The organism is Yersinia kristensenii (assembly GCF_900460525.1).
GTDB classification, from domain to species: domain Bacteria; phylum Pseudomonadota; class Gammaproteobacteria; order Enterobacterales; family Enterobacteriaceae; genus Yersinia; species Yersinia kristensenii.
The window spans coordinates 1,603,761-1,620,520 of record NZ_UHIY01000001.1 but is presented as its reverse complement, the minus strand read 5'-3'; the positions used below and the strand labels follow the sequence as shown (position 1 = coordinate 1,620,520).

The following is a 16,760-nucleotide window of genomic DNA, read 5'->3' as shown; positions in this document are numbered from 1 at the left end:
AACACCGCTGCAACTTCAAATAAGAAGGGTATTTAGGCCAGAATACGCGTGCCAATCGGCACACCGTTAAACAGTGCCGGTAACTGGTCTGCATGACGCCAACTGGCGATATCCACCGGGCGGCCCAATGAACGAGCGGCATCCAGCGCCGCATTCACTTTGACCACCATACCATCAGTAATGATGCCCTGAGCAATCAATTGCTCGGCTTTTTGTGCGGTCATTTCAGCAATACGCTGGCCTTTACCATCTAGAATCCCGCTGACATCCGACAGCAAAATCAAATCGGCTCCCAGTGTCGCGGCCAAGGCTGTTGCCGCTTGATCGGCATTGACATTCATCAATTTGCCATCGACGGTAATACCAATAGAGCTGATGATTGGCATGTAATTTGCGGCCAGTAAGGTTTGTACTAAAGCCGGTGAGCCCGCTGCGGCTTTACCCACATGGCCCAGTTCCGCCTCCAGCGGTATGACCGACACGGTATGACCATCACCCAAGCATAAGCCAACAGCATTGATGTCATGCTTCACCGCCCAGGCCAGCAACGTTTTGTTGGCGGTACCGGCTAATGCACCGGTAATAATGTCAATCTGATCGGCTGGAGTCACCCGCAGGCCGTTTTTCTTTACTACCGGCAACGCGAGTTTTTTCATCAAATCATCAACCAGACAACCACCACCGTGCATAATCACCAACGGGCGCTCATGCTTCTCGCGGTAGGTCACCAATGCAGTAAACAGGCGCTCCAGCGCTTCTTCGCTGTCCAGCAACACGCCACCTAATTTAATGACCAACGGGTTCATCATGTTTCGCCTCAATATAATTGGATAAAATGTCAGTTTCGACGCTGTTACACCCCCCAGTGACCTACAACAGGGATTGGGTTTCCGCAAAGCCAAAACGTATATTCATACATTGCACGGCCTGCGCCGCGGCCCCTTTCAGCAGGTTATCTTCTGTCGCGACAATAATTAAATGCTCGCCCTGCACAGAGAAACCGATATCACAGAAAGGTAAGCCGACTACCGCCTTCAGTGCCGGAACACCTTGTTTATACAGCCGAACCAGTGGTTTATCCTGGTAAGCATTATGGTATGCCTCGGCGATATCTTGTGCCGTTACACCCGCTTTCAGGCGGCAGGTAATTGTTGCCAAAATACCGCGGGCGAAATTCCCCAAATGCGGGGTAAAAATGACCGGCGTGCCAAGGTGAGCAACAATTTCTGGCTGATGGCGATGATTAAACAAACCATACGGCTGCAAACTCACTTCACAGAAACTGTTGCCCATGCTGGCTTTACGTCCCGCGCCACTGACACCGCTGACCGCGTTAATCACTGGCCACTGTGCATCATGGAGTAAATCGCCATCGACCAACGGTTTAAGCGCCAGTTGGGATGCGGTGGGATAACAACCCGGCACCGCAATCAATTGAGCCTGCTTAATTTTTTCAGCCTGCCATTCAGCTAGCCCATAGACCGCTTTGGCCAGCCAATCGGCATGTTGATGCTCAAAACCGTAATATTGGCTATAAAACGCCGCATCCTGAACCCGGAATGCGCCAGAGAGATCGAATACCACACACCCCGCCGCCAGGAATTGTGGCGCTAAATCATGGCTGACTTCATGAGCAGTAGCGAGGAAGACAACATCCACCCCTTTTGCTGCCTGAGCCACATCCAGCAAGGGTTGTAGCGGAAGATCAATAATGCCTTTTAGTTGCGGATGCAGATCAGAAAGTAATTTTCCTGCATCTGCACTTTGCGCTGAAACCGCTAAAGCGGTTATGTTCATATGTGGGTGACGATTCAGGTAAGCCGTAAGTTCTGCTCCGGCGTAGCCACTGGCACCTACAATTAGCGTATTCAACATGGGTTCAGTTCACCTTGCCCTTCGTACTTGAAGCTGCGGGGTTGTTAGCTACGCTTATTCACCCGAATCACTGACCAGTGTCAGCTCATCGGGATTATGAGCCTTATCAGAGGCTCACCCTACGAGCCAGCGCAAGCGCTGTTCAAAATGGTTTACAACCAATTTGTCTTTCGCTTGCTGCCTACCTGCAACTCCAATTACATTGGGTATAAATTTAATTGGTATAAAGACATAAGTAGTCAAAACCGGCATTTGGGTTATCAGCAAGGTCTTACTGTTCCCCCACGTGATTGAGTATTGACTTTTTCGTCAATTTAAGGGTGTTTTTAGGTTCCCTTACGCTCAAGCTTACTGTATTTTTATTCATAATTAATGCATGAATATTGATACTATCCTAACCAAAGGCTGTCAACAGTGAAGATGAAATTACCTCCATTTATTGAGCTGTATCGGGCGTTAATCGCGACGCCATCGATCAGCGCAACCGATAGCGCCCTCGATCAAAGCAATGAGGCGTTAATCAACTTGTTGGCCGGATGGTTTGCAGATTTGGGTTTTCGCGTCGAAATCCAGCCGGTACCGGGCACACGCCACAAATTTAACCTGCTTGCTTCTATTGGCGAAAACGCGGTTGGCGAGAAAAACAGCGGAGAAGGTCGCGGCGGGCTACTGCTGGCGGGTCATACCGACACCGTACCTTATGATGAAGGGCGATGGACGCGCGATCCGTTCACGCTAACCGAGCATGACAATAAATTGTATGGTTTGGGTACTGCCGACATGAAAGGCTTCTTTGCCTTTATTCTCGATGCAGTGCGCGATATCGATGCCAGCACATTAAGCAAGCCACTGTATATTTTGGCGACGGCCGATGAAGAGACCACCATGGCGGGCGCGCGCTATTTTGCTGCCTCCACCCAGCTGCGCCCTGACTTTGCCATTATTGGTGAGCCAACCTCGCTGCAACCCGTGCGGGCGCACAAAGGGCATATTTCCAATGCTATCCGCATTACCGGTCAGTCCGGTCATTCCAGTGATCCGGCCCGCGGTGTGAATGCTATTGATTTGATGCATGAATCCATTACTGAGCTTATGAAGCTGCGCACCACGCTGCAAGAGCGCTATAACAACCCAGCATTTGCTATCCCCTACCCGACTATGAATTTCGGTCATATTAATGGGGGTGATGCTGCAAACCGTATCTGTGCTTGCTGTGAATTACATATGGATATCCGCCCGCTGCCAGGGCTGACATTAAGTGATCTGGATGAGTTGATGACTGAAGCACTGGCCCCCGTCAGTGCGCGCTGGCCGGGCCGCTTGAGTATTGATGAACTGCATCCGCCGATTCCGGGCTATGAGTGTCCGACCGACCATCATATGGTCGGGGTTATCGAGAAATTGCTGGGTGAGCGCACGGCGGTGGTGAACTACTGCACCGAAGCGCCATTTATTCAGCAAATTTGCCCGACATTGGTGTTGGGGCCAGGTTCTATCAATCAGGCCCATCAGCCGGATGAATTTATTGATATGGCCTTTATTGAGCCAACCCGCGAGCTGATTGGTCAGTTAGTTAACCATTTCTGCCAACAGAAATAACCCTTATGGGGTAGGCGGATCAATATTGCTGATTAGCTAAACTGATAACGTGGCCCTAGTAATTAAATTTCAGCAATATCCCTAAAAATGATGTTTTTTTGCTAAAAATAGTGTCAATTGGGGTATGGAATTGAACGTGGCGAGTGGATTTGTCCATCTCTGCCTTTTGGGTGAAACTAATTTACATATCCAGCAAGTTGCGAAGGGTACTAAAAGAGATCATATGAACGAACAATATTCCGCAATGCGAAGTAACGTCAGTATGCTCGGCAAACTACTCGGGGATACCATCAAGGAAGCGCTTGGCGAGCACATTCTTGATCGGGTAGAAACCATCCGTAAATTATCTAAATCTTCGCGTGCTGGTAATGAAGCAAGCCGTCAGGAATTGCTGACGACACTGCAAAATCTGTCCAACGACGAGCTGCTGCCGGTAGCCCGTGCTTTTAGCCAATTCCTCAATTTGACGAATACGGCGGAGCAATATCACAGCATTTCGCCACATGGTGAAGCCGCAAGTAACCCGGAAGCCCTGGCCCAGCTATTCACCCGCTTGAAAGACAAAAAGCTGAGTGAGCAAGACATGCGCAGCGCGGTTGATGAGTTGTCCATTGAGCTGGTGTTGACGGCTCACCCAACCGAAATTACCCGCCGAACCCTGATTCATAAACTGGTCGAAGTGAATACCTGCCTGAGCCAGTTGGATCATAATGATTTAGCCGATTACGAACGCAACAAGATCATGCGTCGTTTGCGGCAGTTGGTTGCACAATCATGGCATACCGACGAAATTCGTAAAATTCGCCCATCCCCGGTTGATGAAGCCAAATGGGGCTTTGCTGTGGTCGAAAACAGCTTATGGGAAGGGGTACCCGCTTTCCTGCGTGAGTTTAACGAGCAGCTGCAAAACTCTCTCGATTACCGCTTGCCGGTAGAAGCCGTGCCAATCCGCTTCACTTCATGGATGGGCGGCGACCGCGACGGTAACCCGAATGTCACGGCCGAAATTACCCGCCATGTGCTGCTACTGAGCCGCTGGAAAGCCACCGATTTGTTCCTGCGGGATATTCAGGTTTTGGTATCAGAACTTTCAATGTCGGAATGTACGCCAGAACTGCGCGAATTGGCCGGTGGCGAAGAGGTGCTCGAACCTTATCGTGAGCTGATGAAGCGCGTACGCACTCAGTTGACCAACACCCAAGCCTATCTGGAAGACCGCCTGAAAGGCGAACGTGTCTTGCCGCCAACGGATCTCTTGGTCAGTAATGACCAACTGTGGGACCCGCTATACGCCTGTTATCAATCACTAAAAGCTTGTGGCATGGAAATCATCGCCAACGGCCAATTACTGGATACCCTGCGCCGCGTGCGCTGTTTTGGTGTGCCGCTGGTGCGTATTGATGTGCGTCAGGAAAGTACCCGCCATACCGACGCTATTGCTGAACTGACCCGCTATTTAGGTCTGGGCGATTATGAAAGCTGGTCTGAGGCGGACAAACAAGCCTTCTTGATCCGGGAGTTGAACTCCAAGCGCCCATTGGTTCCACTGAAATGGGAACCGAGTGCCGATACCCAAGAAGTGCTGGAAACCTGCCGGGTCATTGCCGAAGCTCCACAAGGTTCAATCGCCGCTTACGTGATTTCTATGGCTAAAGTTCCATCGGACGTGCTGGCGGTGCATTTATTGCTGAAAGAAGCCGGTTGTCCGTTCACTCTGCCTGTCGCGCCATTGTTTGAAACTCTCGATGATCTTAACAATGCTGACGATGTAATGACCCAGCTATTGAATATCGACTGGTATCGCGGCCTGATCCAAGGCAAACAAATGGTGATGATTGGCTATTCTGACTCGGCGAAAGATGCCGGTGTGATGGCTGCTTCTTGGGCGCAATATCGCGCGCAGGATGCTCTCATCAAAACCTGCGAGAAAGCCGGAATCTCTCTGACACTGTTCCATGGCCGTGGCGGTTCTATCGGCCGTGGTGGCGCACCGGCGCATGCGGCTTTGCTTTCTCAGCCTCCGGGCAGCCTGAAAGGCGGCTTACGTGTCACTGAACAAGGCGAGATGATTCGCTTTAAGTTTGGCTTACCGGAAGTCACTATCAGCAGTTTGGCTCTGTACGCCAGTGCAGTGCTGGAAGCCAATTTGTTGCCGCCGCCAGAGCCGAAGAAAGAATGGAATGAAGTGATGGATATTCTGTCTGATGCCTCTTGTGAGATGTATCGCGGCTATGTGCGTGAAAATCCTGAGTTTGTTCCTTACTTCCGTGCTGCGACGCCAGAACTGGAATTAGGCAAATTGCCATTAGGTTCGCGCCCAGCCAAGCGCCGCCCGAATGGCGGAGTAGAAAGCCTGCGTGCTATTCCGTGGATTTTCGCCTGGACGCAAAACCGCCTGATGTTGCCCGCCTGGCTGGGCGCGGGGGCTGGTTTACAAAAAGCTATCGACGCCGGTAAACGGGAAGAGTTAGCCACTATGTGCCGTGACTGGCCATTCTTCTCAACCCGCATTGGTATGCTGGAAATGGTGTTCGCCAAAGCCGATTTGTGGCTGGCTGAATATTATGACCAACGTCTGGTGGATAAATCATTGTGGCCATTGGGCCAGCAACTACGCGACCAATTGGAGGCCGATATTAAAGTGGTGCTGGCCATTGCCAACGATGACCATTTGATGGCGGATTTACCGTGGATTGCCGAGTCTATCGCGCTGCGTAATGTCTATACCGACCCATTAAACGTGTTGCAAGCCGAGTTACTGCACCGCTCGCGTCAGCAAGAACACCCAGATGCCCGCGTTGAGCAAGCATTGATGGTGACTATTGCAGGTGTGGCGGCAGGGATGCGTAATACCGGTTAGCGTTTGATTTTGGGGGAAGAAATTCCCCCGATTATCTTTTGTTTCGGCTGGTAGAGCACGGATCATTATTTCGGTTGTTAGAATTTCAGTGACCACTTAATCCCAGTAGCCTCAACCGAGCAGGAGGGCTAGCTGGCCCTCCTGCACCTGCGGCTTGCGCGAAATATTGCCCTGTGGGTAAACCTCCTACGTCTTTCGGGCTGACGAGCCAGCGCAATTTGCTCCTGCTCAAGCGCGCTTTTCGCGGTCGTCCATGGCCGCTCACTCTACCCTCCATCCTTGTCGGCAATATTCCTGATTGCGCTCAAGGTCAAAAGCCCATTCAAAACCCTGTTTTTAGGTTTTGATCTTAAAAAGCACATTTGAGCCGCCGAGTGAAGAGTGGAGGTAGGACGCGAGGTATGGACGCCGAGCGAGGGCCGCTTGAACAGGAGTGAATCGGCCCGTTCCGTCAGCCGAAACGATGAGTAAGGGAACCCACGCAGTGAGCAGGCGATACGTGCGAAGCGCTGGATTCCACAAGGGTGCGCACCCGCACCCTTTGGCGGTTGGTTCGTCGGTGGCTAAGCTAACTAGGTGCTTTAACAACCGAACTATTCACTCTGCGAATATCAACCGAAATCAGATCCGATCAAACTGAATGACTAATCAAAGCCAATGGGGATTAAAAGGGGCCACCGCCACTTTTTAAAAAACTATGGCCTCACCCCAAGGGTATGGCAGATCGCATAACTCAATTCTGCGCGATTCAGGGTGTAGAAATGGAAATCCTTCACCCCTTCGCGGCTGAGAATCTTCACCATATCCATCGCCACCGATGCCCCGACCATTTTGCGTGTCTCAGGGTCATTATCCAGCCCTTCAAATATACGGGTCATCCAATTAGGCACCCGTACATTGGTCATGGTGGCAAAGCGCTGGAGCTGTTTAAAATTAGACACCGGCAAGATACCCGGCACGATCTCAACGTCAATACCGGTCGCAACACAGCGGTCGCGAAAACGCAGGTAACTTTCTACATCAAAAAAGAACTGCGTAATGGCACGGTTAGCACCGGCATCAATCTTGCGTTTCAGGTTAATCAGGTCAGCCTGTGCACTTTTGGCTTCTGGGTGTACTTCCGGATAGGCGGCAACCGAGATATCAAAATCACCCACATCTTTCAATAAGCCCACCAAATCAGAAGCATACATTTCTGGCTTGCCACTGTTCGGCGGTAAATCACCGCGCAGGGCAACAATATGGCGAATACCACTATTCCAATAATCGGTGGCAATCTCACGTAATTGAGTCGGAGAAGCATCAATGCAGGTCAGATGCGGCGCGGCTTCAAGGCCAGTGCGCTCTTTAATCCCCTTGATGATGCTGTGGGTACGGTCGCGCTCACCGGAGTTAGCACCATAAGTCACTGAGACAAACTTCGGCTTCAGCGTGCTCAGACGGTCAATAGAGCTCCACAGGGTGTCTTCCATCTCGCTGGTACGCGGCGGGAAAAATTCAAAAGAAACATTAATCTGGCCTTGCAGCTCTGCCAAACTTTGATTCAGCGCTTCCCGCTGGTTTGCGTGGAAAAAACTCATACCCTGTTACTCCATTGCCTGTTGTCATCATTTTGATGACTTATGTTTGTTATCTGTCATTTTTATAAGCGTCTATACGTTTAGACGTCTAAATAGAAAATGACCGAAGTTGGCTAAAGAGTCAACTTTTAAATAAGTTTAGAGCGATGATTAATATTCACACGCAATGTGCGGAAAATTCATGTGCTTTGGGTCCAGGAGGGAATATGGCGGTTGCGCCTCCCCTGTGGCGGGCAGAGGAGGCGAATAAGTGCGAGTTACAGCAGTTGAGCTAAGCGGTTTAAATCTGACTGAATAGCACCCGCAGTCACATCACGTCCAGCGCCAGGGCCGCGGATGACCAATGGGTTGTCGCGATACCAACGGCTCTCAATGGCAAAAACGTTATCGCACGGCAGCAAAGAAGCCAATGGATGGTCAGCACGTACCGCTTCAACGCCCACCCGCGCCTTACCATTAGCATCAAAGCGCGCGACGTAACGTAACACCAGACCCATTTCATTCGCGGCTTCTAAGCGCTGAATCATTTGCTGATTCAATGCCTCGCCATTTTCAAAGAATTGATCCACGGAACCAACATCGGCACCCGCAGGTACCAGCGATTCCACCCGCACCTGATTCGGTTCAATGTCGTAACCGGCTTCACGGGCTAAAATCACCAGCTTGCGCATCACATCTTGGCCGGAGAGATCCACGCGCGGATCAGGTTCTGTCAGGCCCTGCTGCCAAGCTTGATCCACCAGCTCGGTAAAGGGCACCGTGCCATCAAATTGCAGGAATAACCAAGACAGAGTGCCGGAGAAAATACCGCTGATCGCCAGAATACTGTCGCCACTATCACGCAGGTCGCGGACTGTGTGGTTCACTGGCAAACCCGCTCCCACCGTGGCGTTATACAGCCAGTGGCGGCCTGTTTTGGAAAAAGCATCACGGATTTGGCGGTAGTTATTGCTGCTGGAAGCGCCGGCTAATTTATTGGCGCTAATAACGTGGAAACCGTAGCTGGCGAAGTCCAAATATTGCTCGGCCAGTGATTCACTGGCGGTCACATCCAGCACCACCAAATCATCAAATGGGTGCGCGCGCATCCACAAGAACAGTGACTCTTCATCCTGTTCTTGGGCTTCGTCATCATAAAATGCTAACGTCCGGCTGGCATCCAGCCCGTCATAACTCAACAGACTGCGGCGGCTATCCACGACACCGGCTAGCACGAACTCAAAACCACTGCGCGCCGAGATATTTTTTTGCTCGCGGGAGAACAGTTCCAACCAACGCGCGCCAATATTGCCTTTGCCGAACAGCATCAAGCCAATGCGTTTTTCGGCGCGGAATAATGACTGATGCAGCCCCTGAATCAGGTGCTCAGTCGGCCCAAGACGCAGCACGGCGACCATGCTGATGCCATCTTCAGCTTGCCAGATAAACTCGACCGGCTGATCTTTCAGCTGTTGGTAGAAACGGTGGCTGTGCAGTGGGTTCTTACTGACCCCCGCCCCCACCAACGCTACCAAGGCCAACCCCTCACGCAGAGATAATTTCCCCGGTAACGTGGCATCTTCCAGCACTCTTAGCGCGCTATCGACCACTTCTGAGGTATAGCAAAGTTGCAATAAGTTACGATCAGGGTGAATACCGGTCGCCAATGGCTTGATTTGCGCGCGTTTGAGCAGTAAATCGATCTCTTTCTGCGCCAGCGAGAAATCATGGTGACTGGCAATCTGTAATTCGATTAGGCAAACATCATCATGGCTGGTGACAATTTTGGCACCCGAGCCTGAAGCCAGCACCCGCTCAATTCGGGTTGAACCTTGTTCTGGTTGATAGCTGCAACGCAGTTGCAAATCAATATCACTGCCGGAAACCGGCTGTAATGTGCGGGTATGCAGCACCGGTGCCGCCAGGCGGGCCAGTTCACTGGCTTCATCCAAGCGCAATAAGGGCAGCAAACAAGCATCTTTCACTTTGCGCGGGTCTGCACTGTATACCCCCGCCACGTCACTCCAAATAGTAACGCGTTCGACTCCCGCCAACGCCCCGACCTGAGTGGCCGAGTAGTCACTGCCGTTACGCCCCAACAACACGGTTTCGCCGGTGTTATTGCGCGAGATAAACCCAGTGACCACCAGACGTTGGTGGGGATACTGCGCCATCAATTGTTGCAACAACGGATAAGAACGGCCTTCGTCGATTTGTGGCTGCGCCGCACGTTCAGCACGTAAGAAGCTGCGAGCATCAAGCCAGGTAGCTGCCATATCGAGTTTGTTCAATACCGCAGACATCAAGCGAGCAGACCAAATCTCACCATGGCCGACCACTTCAGCATAAATTGCATCGTCGACTTTGTTATCTAACAGGCCCGCCAGGCGTTCCAAATCATGGATAAACTCACTAATCAACGGTTCAGCCATTTCTGGCGATAATAAACCGCTAATCAGGTCATGTTGATAACGACGCAAATTCTGCTGTACCTGATGGGCAGAAAGACGATCACTCTGGCTGAGTTTCAACCAACTAATCAATTGGTTAGTGGTGCTACCTGCCGCAGATACCACCATGAGATCGCCGGGATGGCTATAGTTGGCCATAATATTGGCCACCCGCAGGTAACACTTCACATCCGCAAGACTACTGCCACCAAATTTATGCAGTTGACGGCCAGTCACCGCCGCTGCTACCGCTGTTGCATTCATACTTACCTCAGTCTCTCGCCAACCGGAAAGCATTGTCCAAATCGGCAATCAAATCTTCGCTGTCTTCGATACCCACGGAAATTCGCAATAAACTATCAGTAATACCTGCGGCAGTGCGCGCTTCTGGCGCCATACCAGCATGGGTCATGGTGGCGGCATGGGAAATCAGGCTTTCAACGCCCCCCAAGGATTCTGCCAAGGTAAACAATTCAAGGGCAGAGAGGAAACGGCGCAATACCTGTTCATCACCATCCAGCTCAAAACTGAGCATCGCACCAAAACCAGACTGCTGACGGCAAGCAATTTCGTGGCCGGGATGTTGTGGCAGAGAAGGATGATACAGCTTTTTCACTAAAGGCTGCTGCTGTAAATAGCGAACAATTTCATCTGCGTTGCGCTGCTGTTGAGCCATACGTGGGGATAATGTGCGTAACCCGCGTAATAACAAGTAGCTATCGAATGCAGCGCCAGTCACGCCAATATTGTTCGCCCACCATGCCAACTCAACTGCCAGCTCAGGATCTTTGGCAATGACCGCGCCGGCGACCACATCTGAATGGCCATTCAGATATTTGGTACAGGAATGAACCACCAGATCCGCGCCTAAAGCCAGCGGCTGCTGCAACGCTGGGCTAAGGAAAGTGTTATCGCACACGGTTAATGCGCCGACGGCATGGGCGGCTTTGCAGATAGCGGCAATATCCACCACTCGTAACAGCGGGTTACTCGGGGTTTCAATCAATACCAGTTTAGGTTTTTCGGCCAGCGCCTGACTCAGCGCCACTTCATCGCCCTGGTCAACAAATAGCACCCGATATGCACCGCGCTTGCTTAAACTATCGAATAAACGGTAGCTGCCGCCGTAACAATCGTGGGGAGCCACCAGTAAATCGCCCGGTTTAAGGAAGGTGGTACAAACCAAATGAATCGCCGACATCCCGCTGCTGGTCATTACCGCACCCGCGCCCCCTTCCAGCTCAGCTAATGCGCGCTGCACCACATCACGCGTCGGGTTGCCGCGACGTGAATAGTCATGGGTACGTGGCTGATTAAAATCGATAAAATTATAGGTACTGGAGAGGTGAATCGGGGGGACAACGCAGCCGTATTGCTCGTCATCGTTCAACCCGCTACGGACTGCTATTGTTGCCTGTTTACGCGTCATATTGATTTCCACCAGCCGGATATCGAGAAAATGTTACGTCAGAGTAGACGCACAAATTACGGACGTCAATACATCTGGACATCTAAACTTCTTTGCGTATAGATTGAGCAATGGGATAATAACCGCTAAAATTATAGAGGTTTTAGATATCCTCATGATGTCAGTCAGGTTTCAGTAGTGCTTTGTTTAATCGCAAAGATGATAGAGAAAGGTAATAGCTATCAATAAATAGCAAAAAAGGTTATTTCAGTGACATTAGTCTAGTAAAATCGACATTTATTTAGTGAGAACAGTGAAGATCGGGCATAATTAGCCGGTTTTCAGAATTTAGTATTTTTCCGACAAATTTAAGGTGTCCCATGGCTGAGTGGAACGGCGAGTATGTCAGCCCTTACGCTGAACACGGTAAGAAAAGCGAACAGGTCAAAAAAATCACGGTGTCCATTCCGCTGAAGGTGTTAAAAATCCTCACCGATGAACGGACCCGCCGTCAGGTGAACAACCTGCGCCACGCCACCAACAGTGAATTGTTGTGTGAGGCTTTTTTGCATGCATTTACCGGTCAGCCGCTGCCGAATGACGAAGATCTGCGTAAAGAGCGCAGTGATGAAATCCCGGAAGCCGCGAAGATTTTAATGCGTGAGTTGGGTGTTGATCCCGATACTTGGGAATATTGATTTCCCACAGCAGCTCAGTTTACTCAGAACATAAACCGGGCTGTAGAAATGAAAAAAGGCGCCTAAGGCGCCTTTTTCGTCTGACGGGCAATTACGCTTTGGTAGTACCCGGCACGCTGAAACGCTTGTTAAAGCGGTCAACACGGCCACCGGTCGCAACATCACGCTGCTTGCCAGTGTAGAACGGGTGGCATTCGCCGCACACGTCCAGATTCAGGTCATGACCAACAGTTGAGTTGATCTTGATAACGTTACCGCAAGAGCAAGAAGCAGTAACTAAATCGTATTTAGGGTGGATACCTTTTTTCATGGAAAACCTCTATATTTAGGCCGTGTCGCTATCCAGCCCTACTCCGCCAGACACCACACGATTGATAAATAACAATTTATCGTTAACGAATAGTTGATTACTAACGAACAATCGCCGATAAAATAAACAACGGTTGTTAGCAGAATTTGATATCGAATTATATCAAAGGTGGCAAATAATACAGAATTCGACCAAGCCGCGCAATCGAATCCGCACATTGTGTAGCATGCGGTGTAAACTGTTCAATCTTTATTTATATCCGTCATACTTCAAGTTGCCTATACGTTGGCTTGCTCAATAACCCGAATCGCTTACTTGTAGTTAATCTTACATAAATAAGCTCATCGGGGTTAATGAGCCTCGTCCTTGAGGCTCACCCTGCGGGCTAGCATAAATGCTGTTCAAATCGGTTCCCGACCGCTTTGTTACTCGCTTGCCGCCTTACTGCAACTCGAATTATTTAGGGTATAGGCCGATTGTACTTATTTAGACCAACTTTAGTTATCAGGATGAAAACACATGCCCGTTGTTCAAGTGGCGTTACCCGTACCGCTAACTCGCACTTTCGATTACCGCCTCGACAGCGCTATGGCCTGCCCGGTAGTCGGGGCCCGCGTCAGTGTGCCATTTGGTAAACGTAATGCCATTGGGATCGTGGTGGGCATCAGTGATACCAGCGCATTCCCCCTTGATCAACTCAAAGCCATTGATGCGGTTTTGGACAATGACAGCTTATTCCCACCTAGCTTGTGGCGTATTCTGTGTTGGGCAACGGAGTATTATCATTATCCGATAGGCGAAGTGCTGTTCCACGCGTTGCCCATTTTATTGCGCCAGGGAAAACCCGCGAAATCCGCACCCTTGTGGCAATGGTTTGCCACCGAACAGGGCCGCGCCACGCCGCCAGAAAGCTTAAAACGTGCTCCGAAGCAACAACAGGCCCTAGCTGCGTTATTACAAAAACCGGTTTATCGCCATCAAGTTAATGAAATGGCGTTAACTGAAAGCGCGTTGCAAACATTACGGAGCAAAGGGTTGATTGACTTGCGGGCGCAAGAAGTGGCGGCCACAGACTGGCGCAACGGCTTTTCGGTGTTGGGCGAACGCCTGCGGCTCAATACCGAGCAAGCCACTGCCGTCGGGGCTATTCGTAGTGAAGATACCCAGTTTGCCGCCTGGTTGCTGGCGGGGGTGACCGGCTCCGGTAAAACCGAAGTTTATCTCAGTGTGTTGGAAAATATTCTGGCGCAGGGTCGTCAGGCCCTGGTTTTAGTCCCTGAAATTGGCCTAACCCCGCAGACCATTGCCCGTTTTCGCGAGCGTTTTAATGCGCCGGTTGAGGTGCTCCATTCCGGTTTAAACGACAGCGAGCGCTTATCGGTCTGGCTACGAGCGCGTAACGGCGAAGCCGCGATTGTGATTGGGACTCGCTCTGCGTTGTTTACCCCATTCTCTCGGCTGGGCGTTATCATTATTGATGAAGAGCACGACAGCTCCTATAAACAGCAGGAAGGTTGGCGCTACCACGCCCGAGATTTAGCGGTGTTCCGCGCCCGTGAAGAAGGCATTCCTATTGTGATGGGGACGGCAACTCCTGCGCTGGAAACCTTACATAATGTGCAAATGGGTAAATATCGCCAGCTAACACTGTCAAAACGGGCGGGTAATGCCAAGCCAGCGGTGCAGCACTTACTGGATCTCAAGGGGCTGCCATTAAAAGTTGGCCTTTCTCAGCCGCTGCTAAAACGCATGAAAGCCCATTTGCAGGCTGACAACCAAGTGATTTTGTTTCTCAACCGCCGCGGTTATGCACCCGCGCTACTGTGCCATGAGTGTGGTTGGATTGCAGAATGCCAACGCTGTGACCACTATTACACCCTGCATCAGAATCACCGCCAATTGCGCTGCCATCATTGCGACAGCCAGCGCCCAGTGCCGCAACAATGTCCTAAATGCGGCTCGACCCATATGGTCTCGGTAGGTGTCGGTACCGAACAGTTGGAAAACGAATTAGCGCCTTTATTCCCAGACACCCCAATCACCCGCATTGACCGCGATACCACCAGCCGAAAAGGCTCGCTGGAGCAGCACCTGGCGGATGTGCATCAAGGAGGAGCGCGGATATTGATTGGTACCCAAATGTTAGCGAAAGGTCACCACTTCCCTGATGTCACTCTGGTGGCATTGCTGGATGTCGATGGCGCGCTGTTCTCGGCAGATTTCCGTTCTGCCGAGCGCTTTGCGCAGCTTTACACCCAAGTATCAGGCCGCGCAGGCCGCGCGGGTAAGCAAGGCGAAGTCATTTTACAAACTCACCACCCTGAGCATCCGCTGCTGCAAATTCTGCTGCAACAAGGCTACGATGCCTTTGCCAAACAAGCATTGGCGGAGCGAAAAAGTGTATTTTTACCCCCCTATACCAGTCATATCATTGTGCGTAGTGAAGACCACGATAACCAACAATCAGCGCTGTTTTTGCAACAATTACGCAATTTGTTGGAAGCCAGCCCACTGAAAGACGAGGCATTATGGATTATGGGGCCGGTTCCGGCATTGCAGGCTAAGCGCAGCGGGCGCTTCCGCTGGCAATTACTGTTGCAGCACCCTTCACGACAATTCTTGCAACGGCTGATTAAAACCTCTCAGCCACTTATCAATACTTTGCCGCAAGCACGGAAAGTGAAGTGGACATTGGATGTTGACCCAATAGACAGCTAATGGACGAGTGTCACCGTGATGTTAGCGGTAATGCCAATGATTTTGGGAGTGAAATCGCATCATAAAGCAATCGATTACCCCACTTTCTGCGAGTCAGTTCGAAAAAACCTACTTATGTCACACTTTTTATGCAAATTAGGTAACAAATTGCCCCCACGATCTGTATAGAATGACGGAAAGCCTGCATAAGCATTAGTGCTGACTCGGAGTCAGAGCAAGGAGAAAGGCGTTGGAACATAAGAAAGAATTCACGATGGCCACCATGAAGGACGTTGCCGAAATGGCCGGTGTTTCAACTGCGACGGTATCGCGCGCATTGATGAATCCGGAAAAGGTTTCAACAATGACTCGGCAAAAAGTGGAGCAAGCTGTTCTGGCTGTCGGTTATTCTCCCCATGCTTTATCTCGCAATATCAAACGTAACGAATCGCGCACTATTCTGGTTATTGTACCGGATATCAGCGACCCCTTTTTTGCTGACATCATCCAAGGCATTGAACATGCCGCTGCCCAACAAGGCTATCTGATATTAATTGGTGATTGCGCACAACAACCCCAGCAAGAGCGTAGCTTCGTTAACCTGATTATCACCAAGCAGATTGATGGCATGTTGTTGCTAGGCTCCAATCTACCTTTCGATGCCAGCAAGGAAGAACAACGTAATTTACCGCCGATGGTGATGGCAAATGAGTTTGCACCCGAGTTAGAACTGCCCACCGTCCATATTGATAACCTTACCGCGGCCTATGAAGCGGTAGAATATCTGATTAGATTGGGTCACCAGCGCATTGCCTGTGTTGCGGGGCCTGAAAACTTTCCGCTATGCCAATATCGACTACAAGGCTATATCCAGGCGCTACGCCGTAATGGTATCGAGGTCGACAGCAACTATATTATACGCGGTGATTTTAGCTATGAAGCGGGTGTTGATACCTTTATCAAGCTGATGGACCTGCCAGAACCCCCTACCGCAATATTCTGTCACAATGATGTCATGGCGATAGGCGCGATGTGGCAAGCGAAGAAAATGGGCCTGCGCATCCCGCAGGATGTCTCTGTCGTCGGCTTCGACGACTTAAAATTGTCACAGTATTGCGATCCCCCCTTGACCACCGTGGCACAACCACGTTATGAAATTGGTCGGCAAGCCATGTTACTATTACTCGAACAGTTACAAGGGCATCCAGTACAGAGTGGCTCCCGCTTGTTAAATACCGAATTAATTGTCAGGGAAAGTACTGCTGCGCCTAAACGCTAGGCAAATATTCAGGGGTTCAGTAACA

11 protein-coding genes are annotated in these 16,760 nt (G+C 50.7%); 5 read left to right on the top strand and 6 right to left on the bottom strand.

All coding sequences use genetic code 11. The features are described from left to right. Positions 1 to 32: 32 nt before the first annotated feature. Both argB and argC read right to left on the bottom strand, forming a co-directional pair. Positions 33 to 806 (bottom strand): acetylglutamate kinase, encoded by a 774-nt coding sequence (argB, locus tag DX162_RS07515; RefSeq protein ID WP_032820710.1) that lies wholly within the window; start codon positions 804 to 806, stop codon positions 33 to 35. A gap of 64 nt (positions 807 to 870) precedes the next feature. Continuing rightward, positions 871 to 1,875, bottom strand: a complete 1,005-nt coding sequence (gene argC, locus DX162_RS07510; RefSeq protein WP_004392255.1) for an N-acetyl-gamma-glutamyl-phosphate reductase — start codon at positions 1,873 to 1,875, stop codon at positions 871 to 873. Positions 1,876 to 2,295: 420 nt separating this feature from the next. Here argC and argE point away from each other — a divergent pair, with 420 nt between their 5' ends. Next, positions 2,296 to 3,474 carry an acetylornithine deacetylase gene (gene argE / locus DX162_RS07505; RefSeq protein ID WP_004392254.1) on the top strand — a complete coding sequence of 393 codons (1,179 nt, stop codon included), beginning with the start codon at positions 2,296 to 2,298 and terminating at the stop codon, positions 3,472 to 3,474. Between the two features lie 223 nt (positions 3,475 to 3,697). Further along, the gene (gene ppc / locus DX162_RS07500; protein WP_032820708.1) at positions 3,698 to 6,334 is read left to right on the top strand and encodes a phosphoenolpyruvate carboxylase; all 2,637 of its coding nucleotides are present in this window, start codon (positions 3,698 to 3,700) and stop codon (positions 6,332 to 6,334) included. A gap of 695 nt (positions 6,335 to 7,029) precedes the next feature. Here ppc and metF read toward each other — a convergent pair. From metF to metB, 3 genes are all read right to left on the bottom strand, one after another. Beyond that, positions 7,030 to 7,914, bottom strand: a complete 885-nt coding sequence (gene metF / locus DX162_RS07495) for a methylenetetrahydrofolate reductase (protein WP_004392252.1) — start codon at positions 7,912 to 7,914, stop codon at positions 7,030 to 7,032. Positions 7,915 to 8,171: 257 nt separating this feature from the next. Next, positions 8,172 to 10,607 (bottom strand): bifunctional aspartate kinase/homoserine dehydrogenase II, encoded by a 2,436-nt coding sequence (locus DX162_RS07490; protein WP_004392251.1) that lies wholly within the window; start codon positions 10,605 to 10,607, stop codon positions 8,172 to 8,174. 7 nt (positions 10,608 to 10,614) lie between these two features. Beyond that, a complete protein-coding gene (metB, locus tag DX162_RS07485; RefSeq protein ID WP_032820706.1) occupies positions 10,615 to 11,772 on the bottom strand; it encodes a cystathionine gamma-synthase in 1,158 nt (385 codons plus the stop codon). Positions 11,773 to 12,131: 359 nt separating this feature from the next. Here metB and metJ point away from each other — a divergent pair, with 359 nt between their 5' ends. Continuing rightward, positions 12,132 to 12,449, top strand: coding sequence for a met regulon transcriptional regulator MetJ (gene metJ, locus DX162_RS07480; RefSeq protein ID WP_004392248.1), 318 nt, complete (start codon positions 12,132 to 12,134; stop codon positions 12,447 to 12,449). Positions 12,450 to 12,540: 91 nt separating this feature from the next. Here the strand turns inward: metJ and rpmE are convergent, their stop codons facing one another. Then, positions 12,541 to 12,759 (bottom strand): 50S ribosomal protein L31, encoded by a 219-nt coding sequence (gene rpmE, locus DX162_RS07475; protein ID WP_004392247.1) that lies wholly within the window; start codon positions 12,757 to 12,759, stop codon positions 12,541 to 12,543. 519 nt (positions 12,760 to 13,278) lie between these two features. Here rpmE and priA point away from each other — a divergent pair. Together priA and cytR are read left to right on the top strand one after the other, a co-directional pair. Next, entirely contained in the window at positions 13,279 to 15,477 is a 2,199-nt protein-coding gene (priA, locus tag DX162_RS07470) for a primosomal protein N' (RefSeq protein WP_004392245.1), read from the top strand. A 229-nt stretch (positions 15,478 to 15,706) separates the two neighbouring features. Further along, positions 15,707 to 16,735 carry a DNA-binding transcriptional regulator CytR gene (cytR, locus tag DX162_RS07465; RefSeq protein WP_032820704.1) on the top strand — a complete coding sequence of 343 codons (1,029 nt, stop codon included), beginning with the start codon at positions 15,707 to 15,709 and terminating at the stop codon, positions 16,733 to 16,735. Positions 16,736 to 16,760: the final 25 nt, after the last annotated feature.